Below are 14,695 nucleotides of genomic sequence, written 5' to 3' on the forward strand. Positions count from 1 at the left end.
GTTCAATATCCTCTATTCGATGTGGTATATATAGCAAAGGTGATTCTTCTGTAAATCTATGGGCAATAGTACTTACGCCATTATAATACTGATTTTTAGTATATCCAGACATTATTTCTACAGGCTGCCCTATAAAGTATGAACCAACCTTTTTCTCTTTAATACAAGTCTTCTTCAAACTCTCAAAGCTATGCCGTTTTATTTTTTGGCCTTGAAGTGGTAGTATGTTAAAAAAAGTAAACCAATTTATTTTTTTGTTTACTTCTTTCATCTGTTCCAATTGCGCTCTTAGCGTAGCAGCTCCATCATCTAAATAGTAAGTTTCTTCTCTTCTCAAGCCTCTCTTAAGAGCATGGAGAAAAGAAGAGTAATAACTACCTAAATAGACTTGATTATATTCTTTTCTACATATATCAAGCATCAAAGGTAATTTTTTTAGCAAGTCATATTTAAAATAATCAGGTCTTAGTAAGAATGTTTGATAATTTAATTGCAATGAATCTGCACAGTTGTATAAGTGGATATCGTTTGACCCTCTGCCATTGTTGCGTAAGAGCAATCTATACGGCATTTCAGGATTTGATTTAATAGCTTCGTATGCACAAAGCAGTTGTAAAGGGGATTCCACGATTAACAGATTCATTTAATATGCCTATATGGTACAAATTTATTTATTGCCAGCTACGAATATATTGGAAAATAAAGTGTCTTAATCTGACAATAATTTCGTGCTTAACCTTCTACTAATTAGCTGTTAGATATCGATTAGATGGTGAAATCTTGATAATAAAAACTCAGCATATTCAAAATCCTCTAGAGTATCAATATCGATAGAAGATTTAGAATCCATGATATAAGCAAAAGTTCCCATACTATATAATTCACTCATCCTACCTACATACTCTCTATCAAAAATATATAACGCCCCATTCAACCTATATGTAGGTTTATAATCCTGCGTTCTTTTTATATCTTTATACTGAATGAAACTCACCATCGAACCATCAGATCCTAATTGATTGCATAACTGTAGAGGATGCTCAAGCTCACATACAGAAACAATCGCTTTCGCAGATTTTTGCTTATTTTCTTCAAATGCTTCGATGATATGACTAGCATTCCTAAAAGGTGAAGTTGGCTGTAGTACGCATATTATAGACACAGGCATCAGATTTTTTTTTCCCAGCCAGTCAACTAAATGTGTAATCACATCATTAGTCGTTGCTGTGTCACTAGCTAACTCCGCAGGCCTCAAGTAAGGAACTTTTGCACCGTAATCTCTAGAGACTCTTGCAATTTCTTCACTATCAGTACTAACAAAAACATGATCAAAAACATTACTTTTAATAGCGGCTTCAATCGTCCAAGCTATCAAAGGCTTACCACCTAATAATTTTATATTTTTACCTGGTAGACGTTTACTCCCTCCTCTAGCAGGAATGATAGCTATTTTCATTGGTAAAAGCCTTTTATATCTTGTTGAGCTTTCTGATAATCAGTCATTTGTCCAATATCTAACCAATACTCATGAGTAGTATAGATGCCGACCTTTTTATCTTTATCTATTCTTTGCTCCAGTAAAGTCGGTAAATCAATTTGAGTGTTTGGTTTGACAGAAGAAACATATTCAGGACTAAGTACATATATACCCGTATTAATATGATAACGATAAGTCGGTTTCTCTACCATATTAGTAATCAGACCATCCTCACTTTCAACGACACCATAAGAAATTTTGTATTCCATTTCTCGAACACACATAGTGGCATCTAGGTTATTTGACTCATGATGACTCAATAACTCAGTAAAATTAATTTTGGTTAATACGTCACCATTCATCATAATCAATGGTAGTTTTGGTAGATTTTTAGGAAGTAGACCTAGTGCACCGCCAGTACCTAATGGTGTACTCTCATGAATGTAAGTTATATTAACATTCCATTCACTGCCATCACCAAAGTGTGTATGGATAATTTCTGGCATATAATGAGTAGAGATATAAAAGTCGTAAAAACCCAATGCTCTAAATTGATTAATTAAGTGCTCAAGCATTGGCTTATCACCAACGCGCAGCATTGGTTTTGGACAGTTATCAGTAAGAGGGCGAAGGCGAGTACCGAAGCCACCTGCCATAATAAAAATAGGGTTGTCACATTTTTTAGGCTTTAAAACTTGATGTAGAGTTTCTAAGCCAACTAAATGGTTTTTATCATCAACAATCGGAAGTGCAAGAAGGTCATATTGATCCATAATCTCTATGCGCTGTTGACGAGTATGAGAGCGGGTAACAGTTCTTGGACTCTGATACATTACCGCACTGACAGAGTCTTGCATGTTACAGTTCTTTAGTAGTCCCCGACGAATATCACCGTCAGTCACTGTACCTAACAGCTTCTTATTTTCATCACAAACTATTGCAATTCGAAGCGCTGTTTCATCGAGAGTACGCATAGCATCACGTATATTCGATGCAGGTGTTAGTACTACATCTTGCCAATCAGTCATTTTTACCACTCCTCTCGAATAATTCTGTTACGGGCTGGAACAATTACCTGTCCCTCTTTTACATCTTTTATTATTGTACATCCTGCACCAATAACAGCTCTTTGACCAATTGTGATGCCTTGTATAATATTAGCTCCTGTACCTATATGTACTTGGTCGCCTGTAACGACACCTCCACTTAAAGTGGCATTCGGTGCTATATGATTGTGCGCACCAATTATACAATCATGCTCAACAACTGAACCGCTATTAATTATACAGTTTTTACCTATACTAGCATTTGTTTGAATGATTGCACCATGCATGACTTGTACGCCACCTTCCAGTCTAACCCCTCCTGCAATAATGGCAGATGGAGCTATGACAGACTGAAATTTATAGCCATAATTAGAAAAGTAGTCAAACAGGTTAGTTCTTAATGTATTGTCAGGCAAAGAACCGAGACCGTTCACTAGATCAACTTCTTCAGGTGAGTAGGTATCTAGGAGGCTTACATCAGTCATTAAACGTTTTATACCTTTTAATGGATTATTATCCTTTATTTCATCAGGAGATACAGCCGCCACTACTGTTCTACCTTCACTTAATAAAATATCAGCAATCACAGAGGCATGCCCCCCCGAACCAATAACTACTAAAGGTTTAGACATAAATCAAATCTCCCTCTAAATAGTCTCGATTAGCTGTTTTACCTAATAGGGACCAATAAAGATTCGGGGATATCCCATTACCTGGACGTTTAATAGTGAGATTTTTTTCTGTATAAGTATCACCTGCCTTTATATACTGAGCAGCAACTAAGCTTTTTCTTGCTACAGATTTATTTTTAATCTCAGAGGGTTGAGGGCCTTTAATACCATTGCCTAAGGCCATTTCAACATCACGAATCGCTTGGACCATATCTTTTAGTTCATCAGGCTCTAATGATGCCTTGTGATCTGGACCAGGCATTGATTTATCTAAAGTAAAGTGTTTCTCAATAAGCTGGGCACCCAAAGCTATAGCTGCTATAGGGATAGTAATACCGGCACTATGATCAGAATAACCTGTTGCTAAATGAAAGGTGTTTCTTAACGTAGACATAGCATTTAGATTGATTTCATTAACAGGTGCTGGATACTCAGTTGTGCAGTGTAAAATTGTGACTTTTTGTTTGAGAGCTTTCTGTCCTATGTCGCTATTATAGACTTCTTCAAAAGCCTGTTGGCTAGGATTCTGACTATCATTAGCTACTAATCCAAAAGCAATAACTGCTAAAGCAGCTTCAATTTCCGCTAAATTTGCCATACCTGTAGAGACAATTAAGTCGCATCCAGTACGAGCGTGCTCCAACACGAAAGGTGCATTCGTTAACTCACCAGAAGGAATTTTTAGGGTTTTAAGACTGAGATCATTGACTAAGAAGTCTAGACTCTCTTTATCAAAGGCCGTTGATAAAAATTCAATACCTAGATTCTTACAGTGTGCTACTAGAGATTTATGAGTGTCATAATCAAGCTCTAAACGGCTTAGCATATCAAACTGTGACTCAGTAACACCAGTGTTTTGAACCTGATACTCTGCCTGCTGAGCACTTTTAGTGACTAAGTTTTTTGCTTTGAAAGTTTGGAATTTAACAATATCTACCCCTGCAGCATGAGCTGCATCGACGAGTTGAAAAGCTAAATCTTTGCTGCCATTATGGTTAACACCAGCTTCTGCAATAATTTTAACCATAATCTATAACTCCTTTTGTAGGTCATAAAAGCTTTTTATAGTAAATAAGTCTGCTTTAAGGATTTCCCTTAATATGGCTTCACAGGCTTGTCCTTTGCCGTAAGGATTAGTTACCTTGGAAAAATCGTTTTTTAGGCCTAAATTTAGTGCTTTAAAAATAGCTTGAGTGGTAGGAGGGCATGATATAACACTGTCAGCTGCCATACGCCCCCGTTGGCGCTCACCTATATTGATAGTGGGTATATTAAAGGAAGGAACTTCTATGATACCGCTAGAGGAATTACCAACCACTGCTTGGGCATGCTTTACAGCACTCAAATAACGCTTCTGTCCCAAAGATGTAATTGCTAAGACTCTTTCTAGCTGTTTTGCAGCATAGCTTTCAAGTAAAGGGATTATTTCTCGACCACCTTCGTCGGCATTTGGATAAGTTAATATGACTTGATGGTTTGGGAACTGATCCAGTGCTTGTAGTAAGTTTAAAAAGGACTCTTTCACTGGCTCAGATGCAGCGGTTACTGGATGATAAGTGACTAAAAAATAAGGTTTATCTAAATTAAAGTCTAGAGAAGCAGATAACTCTTTAATTGACATGAGTTCAGTACGCAGTAAGTGATCAAGACCTACGGCGCCGACATTGAAGACACGATTAGGATGTTCACCTAACTGAATAACTCGATTGCGATGAGTATCTGTAGATGTAAAATGAAGTAAGCTAAGCTTGGTTATGGCATGACGAATAGCATCATCATAAGCGCCTTCAGTAATTTCACCACCATGAATGTGAGCAATAGGCACACGCAAAATCATGGCAGATTGAGCGGCAGCTAGAGCTTCAAATCTATCTCCTAAGATAATCATTAAGTCAGGTTTCATACGCTCCAACGCATCTGCGAAGCCTATGACTCCTAGTCCCATGCTTTTTACAGTACCAACAGCAGAGTCTGAAGAGAGCAGCATTTCTACTTTTTCAGTAATTTCAAATCCGTCAGACTCAATTTGCTTATAAGTCATCCCGAATTCGGGTGATAAATGCATCGCTGATACGAGTAATTGTAATTCTAAAGATGGGTGAGCCTGAATATCTTTTAATAACCAATATAAGAGCCCGTATTCTGCACGAGTACCTGTAAATACAGCAATTTTTTTCATATTAGATACCAATAGGAGAACTAGGTAAATTGACTAGTCGAGCCTCTGCCCATTCAGAGTTGATTAAATCACCTTTTAACTCATTAGAAAACATAGGTAAGCGATGCATTAATTGCCAGACGGGGCGAGTCATAACACCTTGCTTATTAGTAGTCTCTAACAAAGAGTCGCGCGCGCTTGCATCAGGACAAACGACAGCATTTAGCCAATAGTTAGAATGAGCATATTCAGGCTCCACTACAAAACAGTAATCAGTGTTTTCAAAGAACTGTAAATACTGCTCTGCTATAAGACGTTTGCTAGCAAGCTTTGCTTCTAACAGTTCGATTTGTGCACAACCTAATGCTGCATTCAGATTAGGCATACGGTAGTTAAATCCTGCCTCATCATGATAAAATTCATAAGGATGAGGAACTTTTGCTGTAGTAGTGATATGTTTTGCTCTAAAACCATCTTCTTGATTCTGGCATAGAATCATACCACCACCACCCGTAGTAATGACTTTATTGCCATTAAAACTCAAGGCGCCGAAACGTCCTAAGGTACCTGTATGCTTGCCTTTGTAATACGAGCCTAAGCTCTCAGCTGCATCTTCAATTAAAGTTAGGTTCCAATTTTGGCAGACTGCTAATAATTCGTCAATTTGCGCAGGATGACCAAAGGTATGCATTGGCATGACTGCTTTGATAGTAGCTTGGCTATCTTTGTGTCGACACTGACCTTGTTCGTCTATAAAAGCATTTTCAGAGAGCCATTGCTCTGTAGCTACAGGGCATAGGCCAAATGCTTTACGTTCTATATCGATAAAGATAGGCTTGGCACCCATATGATATAAGGCATTGCAAGTGGCAATAAAAGTCAATGCTTGCGTGATCACTAGGTCGCCCGCTCTTACATCTGCTAAATATAATGCTGAGTGAAGTGCAGCAGTACCATTGACAGTCGCTATAGCTTTTGCCGACCCAGTTACTTGTTGAATTTTTTGTTCAAACTCATCCACAAACTTTCCAATACTTGAAACGAAGGTACTGGTTATGGTTTCTGTGACATACTTCTGTTCGTTACCCGAAAAACTAGGCGCATGTAAGGGTATGAATTCATTAGTCGAGTAAATGTTTCGGACTAATTTTATAAGTTCCGTTTGCATATTATTCTCACATTTTACCATCAAGGTATTTTCCAGTTTCTTTATGGCCAAAATCTGGAATCATTTTAAAAAAAAGATCAACAATAGACTGTTTGTCCCAAGCACGTTTGTCTCTCATATTTTGAATGTTGGTTTCAAACTCTGTAAGTAAGCCAGAATCAAAGATCGCTTCATTCTTAATGACACCAAGATTATTAAATAGCTGCATATCCAACACTTCATTCTCGGTAAAGAACTCTTCGAAGTCTTTTTCGCCAGTAGTATCGCTACCTGTGAATAAACAGGGCCATTTACCTTGTTCGGGAAGCGTTCTAGCAAGCTCGCGTGCCTCATCTTCATTACTACATAACACTGCTTCATAGCCTTTTTGTTCTAAGTACTTGATAGCAATATCTGCAAAAGAAATAAGATGTAGGTTTTCGCTTAACTTGGGAAAGAAAATGTCTCTATTTTCACCAAAAATACAAGACATCAAACACAACTCACCAGACTCCTGAGGGGTCACGAAATATCCTTTAATGTCATTAGGTGCAACAATGGGTTGGCGTTTTTCAATACGCTGATTAAAGCTATGTAATAAGGATCCATCAGAGAATGCTACATTGGCAAAGCGAGCCGTAGAGATATCAATTTCTAGACTACGACGCATTAGAAACATTTCCATAATACGTTTTGAAGCGCCCATCATATTTACAGGGTTAGCTGCTTTATCTGTGGACACACAAAAGTATTTGTTCACCCCAGCATCTATCGATTGTTGTAGTGTTTTATCAGTATTAAAAATATTGACATCAATCATACGCATTAAGGTATAAGGATCTTTTTCACTGCGAACATGTTTTAATGCGGATAGGTTTAATACATAGTCAAACTGACCATCTGCTTTAATAAAGACATCATATTCAACTGAACCTATATCCAGTGCGAAAGTTTGGAAGTCACCGTCGATATAGCCAAATGAACTACGAACATCTCGAACCAACTCAGCTAAATTATTTTCACTGATGTCGACAACGTGCAGCTTTTGAGGATTACGCTTAAAGATTTCTTTAGTAACTGCCTGGCCAATTGAACCTGCGCCACCCAGTACTAAAAAGCGTGAATTAGAGACAACTTTCCTTAATTCCTGTTCTTTATTACTAATATCAAATAAAAATAATGGTTGATTTCTGCCGATAAGATTAAGCATGTTTGTTCCTTTACAAGAGCATTTTAGTATGTTTCCGACTAAAAATTCTATTGCCAGTAGACCATACATTTATTATTCAATCATTTATAGTCTTAATAATGACAAAACATAATAAATAGGTGTTATGTATATTGCATACTTCTAAGATTGAATAAAATTTATCCAAGTACTATTTCCTTTGTTTAATCTACTAAATTCATTGTGAGAAACCAATAATAATGATATATCTGCATCAACTACCACATTATCGTACTCAGTTAAGGTAAGTTTACTTTTTAGTTCTTCAGGCAGTTTAAAAATATTAGGCTCCACTGCCAAAACATTTAGACCCTGCTCGGCAAGATTTATTGCAATACTCAAAGCAGGACTTTCACGTAAATCATCAATATTTGGCTTAAACGCTAAACCGTAACAAGCCACTGTGACATCCTTAATAGTCTTAGTAGGGTTATCAGCCAAGAACTCAATTACCTTTTCATTAACTTTTGCAACCACCCATTCAGGCTTGCTTTCATTCACTTCACGTGCAGTGCGAATAAGCCTAGCTTCATCTGGTGTTTTAGATACGATAAACCAAGGATCTACAGCGATACAATGCCCACCAACACCAGGCCCTGGTTGTAAGATATCTACTCTAGGGTGACGATTGGCTAATCTAATGAGCTCCCATACATCTATATCCAGTTTGTCACAAATAATAGACAGCTCATTGGCAAAGGCAATATTAACATCACGGAAGGAGTTTTCAGTCAGCTTACACATTTCAGCGCTACGAGCATTCGTCGTCACGCAGCTGCCTTCTACAAATATGTTATATAAATCACAAGCCGCTTGAGAGCATTTTTTTGTCATTCCTCCTACGATACGATCATTACTGATCAACTCTTGTAGTATTTTGCCTGGCAAGACACGTTCAGGACAATGCGCTATCATAACATCTGCTTGTTCGCCCGCTTGCTGAGGAAAGCTTAGATCTGGTCTGACTTCGCTTAGCCATTCGGCCATTTGCTCAGTAGCGCCTACTGGAGAGGTTGACTCTAAAATTACTAGATTGCCTGCAGTTAAGAAAGGAGCTAATGCTTTGGAGGCAGCCTCAATATATTTTAAATCTGGATCATGATTGCCTTGAAATGGAGTAGGTACGGCGACGATATAAGCATCTGCTGCCACTGGAGTAGTCTGTGCGAACAACTTGCCTTCTGCCACTACGTCTCGCACCAAAGTATCTAGGTCAGGTTCAACAATATGCACTTTACCTTGATTGATCATATCAACTGCATATTCATTAACATCGACACCCGTGACTGTAACCCCATGAGCAGCAAAGGTAGCAGCTGTAGGCAAGCCTATATAACCTAGTCCAATCACACAGATAGTATTAAATTTAGTATTTTGCATTTATAGTTATTACCTAAACCGTTTTAGTTGTTAAAAAGCGAATAATTTGATCACACGCAGTACCGTCACCATAAGGGTTATACGCTTCTGTCATTTTCTTATATAAATCTTTGTTTTCTATCAACTCAATAACTGAATTTTCAATCACAGTAGGATCAGTGCCTACCAATTTTACAGTACCTGCTGACACAGCCTCTGGTCGTTCAGTAGTATCACGCATTACCAATACAGGTTTACCTAAAGAAGGGGCTTCTTCTTGTATACCACCTGAATCTGTCAAAATCAGATAACTTTTATTCATAAGATATACAAATGGTAGATAGTCTTGGGGCTCAATCAATTTTATATTATCAATTCCAGTTAGCAATTCATTAACGGGCTGCTGCACATTAGGGTTTAAGTGCACAGGATAAACGATTTGCACTTCTGGATTTTTTTGCGCAATATTAGCCAGTGCTAGGCAAATATTCTCAAATCCTTGACCAAAGTTCTCTCGACGATGACCAGTGACCAAGATTAATTTTTTATTATCATCTAAAAAATCAAACTGCTGTTTAAACAGTGTTGTAATATTTTGATCTGTTTCAACTTTCTTCTTGACACTTAATAAAGCATCAATCACTGTATTGCCTGTAATGACAATATTAATAGGATCAATATTTTCTTTGATCAAATTATCATACGATGTTTGCGTCGGAGCAAAATGATAGGTCGTTAGCACGCTTGTCAACTTACGGTTAGCTTCCTCAGGCCATGGAGAGTATATATTACCTGTACGTAGCCCAGCTTCAATGTGACCAATTTTAATTTTATGATAATATCCTGCTAATGAAGCAGCAAAAGTAGTCGCAGTATCACCATGCACCAATATAATATCAGGCGTCCAATCGTCAAAAACCTTATTCAGCCCTTGTAGTACACCAGAAGTAATATCGGCTAATGTTTGGCCTGGTTTCATTAAATTTAAGTCAAAGTCTGGCTCTAACTCAAATAGATTTAGAACTTGATCAAGCATTTCTCTATGCTGACCTGTCACACATACCTTTGTTTCAAAGTCTGCACTTGATTTTTTTAGCGATAGTGCCAAAGGCGCCATTTTAATAGCTTCAGGACGCGTACCAAATACTAAAAGTATTTTTTGCATAGTAACTCCTTAGTTTGATTTATAACCCTCAACATAGACCTTGAACTGCTGCTTAAGCCATGTCACATCATGATCTTCAGCCTTGTCAACAAGCTGAGATAGCGTTTCTTCAATATCCATCAGTGGAAAACAATGCTCCATCGCTTGCATGATGAGCGGATGAGACGTTTTCTGTACATTATCCTCACCGATGATTAGCTCTTCATATAGTTTCTCACCCGGTCTCAGACCCGTAAACACAATCTCTATATCGCCATTTGGATGATCGCCGTCTTTTGTCTCATAGCCACTCAAATGTATCATGCGCCGAGCCAAATCAACGATCTTCACTGGAGCGCCCATATCCAGAACAAAGACCTCGCCACCCCTCGCCATCGCCCCTGCTTGAATCACCAAATTTGCCGCTTCTGGTATCGTCATAAAGTAGCGAGTGACATCTGGATGGGTCACTGTGATAGGCTTACCCTGCTCTATCTGCTTGGTAAATAATGGCACAACCGAGCCTGATGAACCCAGCACATTACCGAATCGCACCATGCTGATACGTGTTTGACGGTCTGATGTTTGGCTAAGCTCTTGGCTTAAACCTTGACAGACCAGCTCCGCTAAGCGTTTGGATGCACCCATTACATTGGTCGGTCTGACTGCTTTGTCAGTAGAGATCAATACAAAAGTTTCGACGTTGGCCGCTATCGCTGCTCGAGCACAGTGATACGTGCCTTTGGTATTATTGATGACACCCTCAAACGGATTGTGCTCAACAATAGGCACATGCTTATAAGCGGCTGCATGATAGACTGTTTGAATACTATAGTCGTTGAGTACCCGTGTCAGATTGGCTTCATTGGTCACATTACCAATAACAGCAATCACCTCAATACCTGCATAGCATTCTTTGCTCGCAACTGTGGCGATTAGCTCTTGATGGATACTATATAGCGCATACTCTGATAGTTCGTACAATACTAGGCAGTGCGGCTGATTTTTGATGATCTGGCGACATAACTCGCTACCGATAGAGCCACCAGCACCAGTGACTAGCACACACTTACCTGTGATATTCTGTTGTAACAAATGCTGTTCAGGCTCGACCGTCTGTCTGTTTAGTACATCAAGGATATTCACCTGACGCATCGTGCTAACAGTCACTTTTTCATCAGCAATCTCTTGTAAGCTTGGCAGTTGCTTAATCTTCACCGATACATCAGCCAATTTATCAATAATCTGCCGCCGATGAGTGAGACTAACAGATGGCAGGGCCAAAAACACCTGCGCCACTTTTAAGTGCTTGACCACTTCGAGCAATTCACTGGCATGGTATATTTTCTTACCCGCAAAATGAGCGCCGCTAAGCTGAGTATTATCATCAATAAAACCGACAATATGATACTTGTGAGAATAGTGTAGTGCCTCAAACAGCTCTTTACCTGCTGCCCCTGCACCATAAATAATGATATTCTCGTATTGCCCATAGCGTTTACTACGACTGTGAGGCTTACCCTGCCAACGTGCCAGTAACTCTTTGATGGTTAAACGACTGTTCCATAACCAAATAAACAATAAGAACAGATAAATAATCGGCGTTGAGCGCGGTATTGTCGGTAACCAGTCCAAAAAGATAATCAGCTGATAGGCTAAAATGAGTAACACAAATAACTGCAACACCTGACGCATTACCGCATCAAAAAAGACTCGTGATACCCCTTTATAGAAGCCAATAGCAAATAAGCCAATGACAGGAATGATCGCGTAAAAGAACAGCGCCGCAGGACTGATATGATTGGCCATATAACCATATCGCAATGCCAATGCCAGATATAAACACAGCATTGACATTAGCAAGTCAGCACTCATCAATATAATGCGCTTGACCATACGTGGCAGCGATAGTAACTGCTGCGCACGTCCATATAGCCAAGATTTTTTGGCCTTAGCTTGTTGATGTTGATTGCTGTGTGAAGAACGATAGCTATCATTCTCGTTTGACTGTATCGACATAACTTTCAACTATTTAACTGTTACCGAAACCAAAGATAAAGCGTCTTTAAATGCTTGCTTACTTCTTATTCATCATTGCCTATGGGTTACTGAGTATCGCCATAAGCATAACTATAATGATAACTGTACTTGTCCATCGGACCTTGTTGAACATCGTTAAGAATAATACCGTCTACTTGTATATTGGCTTTATGCATCTGCTTGACCGCATAAACAACTTGGCCTTCTATCGATTTATCGTAGCGAGTAACCATCAACACTTTATCTGCATTCTGCGCTAAGATGATGGCATCTGAGGCAGCGAGTATAGGTGGTGAATCAATAACGATATAATCGTAATGCGTTTTTAGGGCTGTCATCAACTGAGCGAACCTATCACTCATCAGTAGCGACACAGGATTATGAGGGTGTCGGCCACGTGGCATAAAGTCAATACCATCCATACCCGTCGAATGAATAAAGCTCTCGACATTTAACTCGCTAGAGGTGAGTGCTGGAGATGCGTCATCAGTTTTGGCCAAACGGCTGCTACCTTCAGTCAGATAATCAGCTAAGCCTTGGTCTTGACTCAAATTGAAGAGTTTATGCAGCTCGCCTAAGCGCATATCCGCATCTATAACCAATACCTTCTTATTTAACTGGGCAAAAACCTCTGATAAATTAGCACTAATAAATGATTTACCAACACCTGGACTCTCACCCGTGATTAAGATAACTCTCGCTTGCTGACCGACTTGGAGCTCATTACTATCGTTCGTTTTTTCAAATGCCGTCAGCGTATTGGCTTGTTTTGGCATAGAGAACATCAGACTCGTTCTAAGGCTCTTTATCGCTTCATAGCTCAAGCTGTTATGATCTAAGTGAGCCAATAAGCGTTTGCCAGCTTGCTTGTTCTTGCCAATTCTCGATAGTAAGGGAGAGCGCGGTATCGTGGCAACCACTGGTACGCCGGTTTTACCTTCTATACTTTCAGGGTCTTTGACCACATTTCTAAGTAGATTCTTTAACAGTACTAGCATCGTACCCAGCATACCGCCCAATAATAATGCCAAAACGATGATTTGTAGTTTTTTGGGTGCGATGGCTTTATAGGTATTAATTGGCAAATCGATAATACGTGCAAAACCGATTTGGCCAGCCTTGACTATTTTAAGCTGCTCATAATTTTTGAGTAGTGTGAGGTAAATCTCTCTATTGATCGCTGTGTCTTCTGACAATTTCAAAAACTCTCTTTGAATCTCAGGTAAGTCAGCGATCGTATTATCAATCTCTCGCTTTCGGCTGTTCAGCACTGTTAGCTGCTCATTGATTTGTACGACTAGCGGATGCTCATTAGTATAGTAAGTGGTCAGATCTGCTTTTTTGAGTTTCAGCTCATTGAGCTGCGTATCGATTTGCGAATTTTCAGTCAACAGCAGCTCTGCTTCTTTGGCCACATCGATAGTGCCATACTTTTTACGAAACTCGTTAAAAATCGACTCAGAGTTCTCTAGCTTATCTTTTAGCGCTGGTATCTGAGTTTGCATAAACGTGAGCGTTCTGGTGGTCTCTTCTGAGCCACGCGATTGGTTCTGATCGATATAAGAGAGAACGATTTGGTTGAGTACGCTAGTGACTTGTTCCTGACTGCTGCCCGTCATAGACAGCTTAATAATGCCCGTCTGCTTGCCTTGTTCAACGACTGACAGCGCGCTATTGACATCATCTATGGTTGCTTTTAATGATTGCTTAGTGATAGTGATCGGATAGTTCTCGCTCGGTAGCTCATTCACCGTGATATATACCTGACCATCAGTACCACGGAACTTATGCGCCTGACCAATTTGACCCTCAAAGTCATCAAAGCCATCTGTTAGTACAAAGCCTGTCTTGGTTTTGGTCAAAGTAAACGTACGGTTCAGATAAGCACGTGAGACTTCAAATTGACTGACTTGTACACGTCCTTCCTCACTTTTTAAGGACACCCCTTTTGGAGTATTCATTTGAGTATCGATGTGATTGGCTTTTATTCTGTCGATCGCATCAATATTGGGATTGCCCAACTCAATGCGCAAATGCAGTAGCTTGACAACTGGCTCCAAGATCATCCGCGATCTGATGAGTTCAGCTTCTGTCTGCGCTTTGCTCACCTCAGAACCAACCAAATCCGAGATACTCTCACCCAATGCGGCAATACCTTGACTGTTTTCTTCGATTTGTATCATCGCGTCTGACTTAAAGGTAGGATTGACATATCGGCTATACAAAATACCAATGATTAACCCTAGCAATGCAAAGAACACCACGACCTTCCAGCCACGTAACAGCACCCAAAGCAGTGCCATTAGGTCGATTTCATCATCGTCTTTTTCAATAGTCTTTTTGGAAGTGTTTTGTGAATCTATAGTCATAACGGTTTATTCATTATATTAAGGTAATGGCTCACTATTTAGCAGCTCGATACCGA

12 protein-coding genes are annotated in these 14,695 nt (G+C 39.3%); all 12 read right to left on the reverse strand.

Annotated features, from left to right (window positions below; genetic code table 11):
- On the reverse strand, positions 1–643 hold a 643-nt coding region (locus QL982_RS04790; protein ID WP_290190187.1), incomplete at its 3' end, for a hypothetical protein.
- A gap of 111 nt (positions 644–754) precedes the next feature.
- Positions 755–1,456 (reverse strand): pseudaminic acid cytidylyltransferase, encoded by a 702-nt coding sequence (pseF, locus tag QL982_RS04795; RefSeq protein ID WP_290165525.1) that lies wholly within the window; start codon positions 1,454–1,456, stop codon positions 755–757.
- Positions 1,453–2,505, reverse strand: a complete 1,053-nt coding sequence (locus QL982_RS04800) for a nucleotidyltransferase family protein (protein ID WP_290165523.1) — start codon at positions 2,503–2,505, stop codon at positions 1,453–1,455. The genes pseF and QL982_RS04800 overlap by 4 nt, the downstream gene beginning before the upstream one ends.
- Before the next feature lie 2 nt (positions 2,506–2,507).
- Positions 2,508–3,155 carry an acetyltransferase gene (locus tag QL982_RS04805; protein WP_290165521.1) on the reverse strand — a complete coding sequence of 216 codons (648 nt, stop codon included), beginning with the start codon at positions 3,153–3,155 and terminating at the stop codon, positions 2,508–2,510.
- Positions 3,148–4,221, reverse strand: a complete 1,074-nt coding sequence (gene neuB / locus QL982_RS04810; protein WP_290165519.1) for an N-acetylneuraminate synthase — start codon at positions 4,219–4,221, stop codon at positions 3,148–3,150. The genes QL982_RS04805 and neuB overlap by 8 nt, the downstream gene beginning before the upstream one ends.
- Before the next feature lie 3 nt (positions 4,222–4,224).
- Positions 4,225–5,373, reverse strand: coding sequence for a UDP-N-acetylglucosamine 2-epimerase (gene neuC / locus QL982_RS04815; protein ID WP_290165517.1), 1,149 nt, complete (start codon positions 5,371–5,373; stop codon positions 4,225–4,227).
- A gap of 1 nt (position 5,374) precedes the next feature.
- Positions 5,375–6,520 carry a LegC family aminotransferase gene (locus tag QL982_RS04820; protein ID WP_290165515.1) on the reverse strand — a complete coding sequence of 382 codons (1,146 nt, stop codon included), beginning with the start codon at positions 6,518–6,520 and terminating at the stop codon, positions 5,375–5,377.
- 7 nt (positions 6,521–6,527) lie between these two features.
- A complete protein-coding gene (locus QL982_RS04825) occupies positions 6,528–7,709 on the reverse strand; it encodes a UDP-N-acetylglucosamine 4,6-dehydratase (RefSeq protein WP_290190188.1) in 1,182 nt (393 codons plus the stop codon).
- A gap of 141 nt (positions 7,710–7,850) precedes the next feature.
- The gene (gene wecC / locus QL982_RS04830) at positions 7,851–9,107 is read right to left on the reverse strand and encodes a UDP-N-acetyl-D-mannosamine dehydrogenase (RefSeq protein WP_290164725.1); all 1,257 of its coding nucleotides are present in this window, start codon (positions 9,105–9,107) and stop codon (positions 7,851–7,853) included.
- Between the two features lie 13 nt (positions 9,108–9,120).
- Positions 9,121–10,251 carry a UDP-N-acetylglucosamine 2-epimerase (non-hydrolyzing) gene (gene wecB, locus QL982_RS04835; RefSeq protein WP_290164726.1) on the reverse strand — a complete coding sequence of 377 codons (1,131 nt, stop codon included), beginning with the start codon at positions 10,249–10,251 and terminating at the stop codon, positions 9,121–9,123.
- A gap of 9 nt (positions 10,252–10,260) precedes the next feature.
- Entirely contained in the window at positions 10,261–12,249 is a 1,989-nt protein-coding gene (locus QL982_RS04840; RefSeq protein ID WP_290164727.1) for a nucleoside-diphosphate sugar epimerase/dehydratase, read from the reverse strand.
- An 86-nt stretch (positions 12,250–12,335) separates the two neighbouring features.
- Positions 12,336–14,639: a polysaccharide biosynthesis tyrosine autokinase gene (locus QL982_RS04845; protein WP_290164728.1), complete on the reverse strand. Its 2,304-nt coding sequence runs from the start codon at positions 14,637–14,639 to the stop codon at positions 12,336–12,338.
- Positions 14,640–14,695 lie beyond the last annotated feature (56 nt).

It is taken from the genome of Psychrobacter sp. 5A.1 (genome assembly GCF_030407455.1).
Classification (GTDB): Bacteria; Pseudomonadota; Gammaproteobacteria; order Pseudomonadales; family Moraxellaceae; genus Psychrobacter.

Coding starts and splice junctions, on each gene's coding strand:
- QL982_RS04820 (WP_290165515.1), bottom strand. CDS start 6,520: ATGCAAACGGAACTTATAAAATTAGTCCGAAACATTTACTCGACTAAT.
- neuB (WP_290165519.1), bottom strand. CDS start 4,221: ATGGTTAAAATTATTGCAGAAGCTGGTGTTAACCATAATGGCAGCAAA.
- QL982_RS04845 (WP_290164728.1), bottom strand. CDS start 14,639: ATGACTATAGATTCACAAAACACTTCCAAAAAGACTATTGAAAAAGAC.
- neuC (WP_290165517.1), bottom strand. CDS start 5,373: ATGAAAAAAATTGCTGTATTTACAGGTACTCGTGCAGAATACGGGCTC.
- QL982_RS04800 (WP_290165523.1), bottom strand. CDS start 2,505: ATGACTGATTGGCAAGATGTAGTACTAACACCTGCATCGAATATACGT.
- QL982_RS04840 (WP_290164727.1), bottom strand. CDS start 12,249: ATGTCGATACAGTCAAACGAGAATGATAGCTATCGTTCTTCACACAGC.
- wecC (WP_290164725.1), bottom strand. CDS start 9,107: ATGCAAAATACTAAATTTAATACTATCTGTGTGATTGGACTAGGTTAT.
- wecB (WP_290164726.1), bottom strand. CDS start 10,251: ATGCAAAAAATACTTTTAGTATTTGGTACGCGTCCTGAAGCTATTAAA.
- QL982_RS04805 (WP_290165521.1), bottom strand. CDS start 3,155: ATGTCTAAACCTTTAGTAGTTATTGGTTCGGGGGGGCATGCCTCTGTG.
- QL982_RS04825 (WP_290190188.1), bottom strand. CDS start 7,709: ATGCTTAATCTTATCGGCAGAAATCAACCATTATTTTTATTTGATATT.
- pseF (WP_290165525.1), bottom strand. CDS start 1,456: ATGAAAATAGCTATCATTCCTGCTAGAGGAGGGAGTAAACGTCTACCA.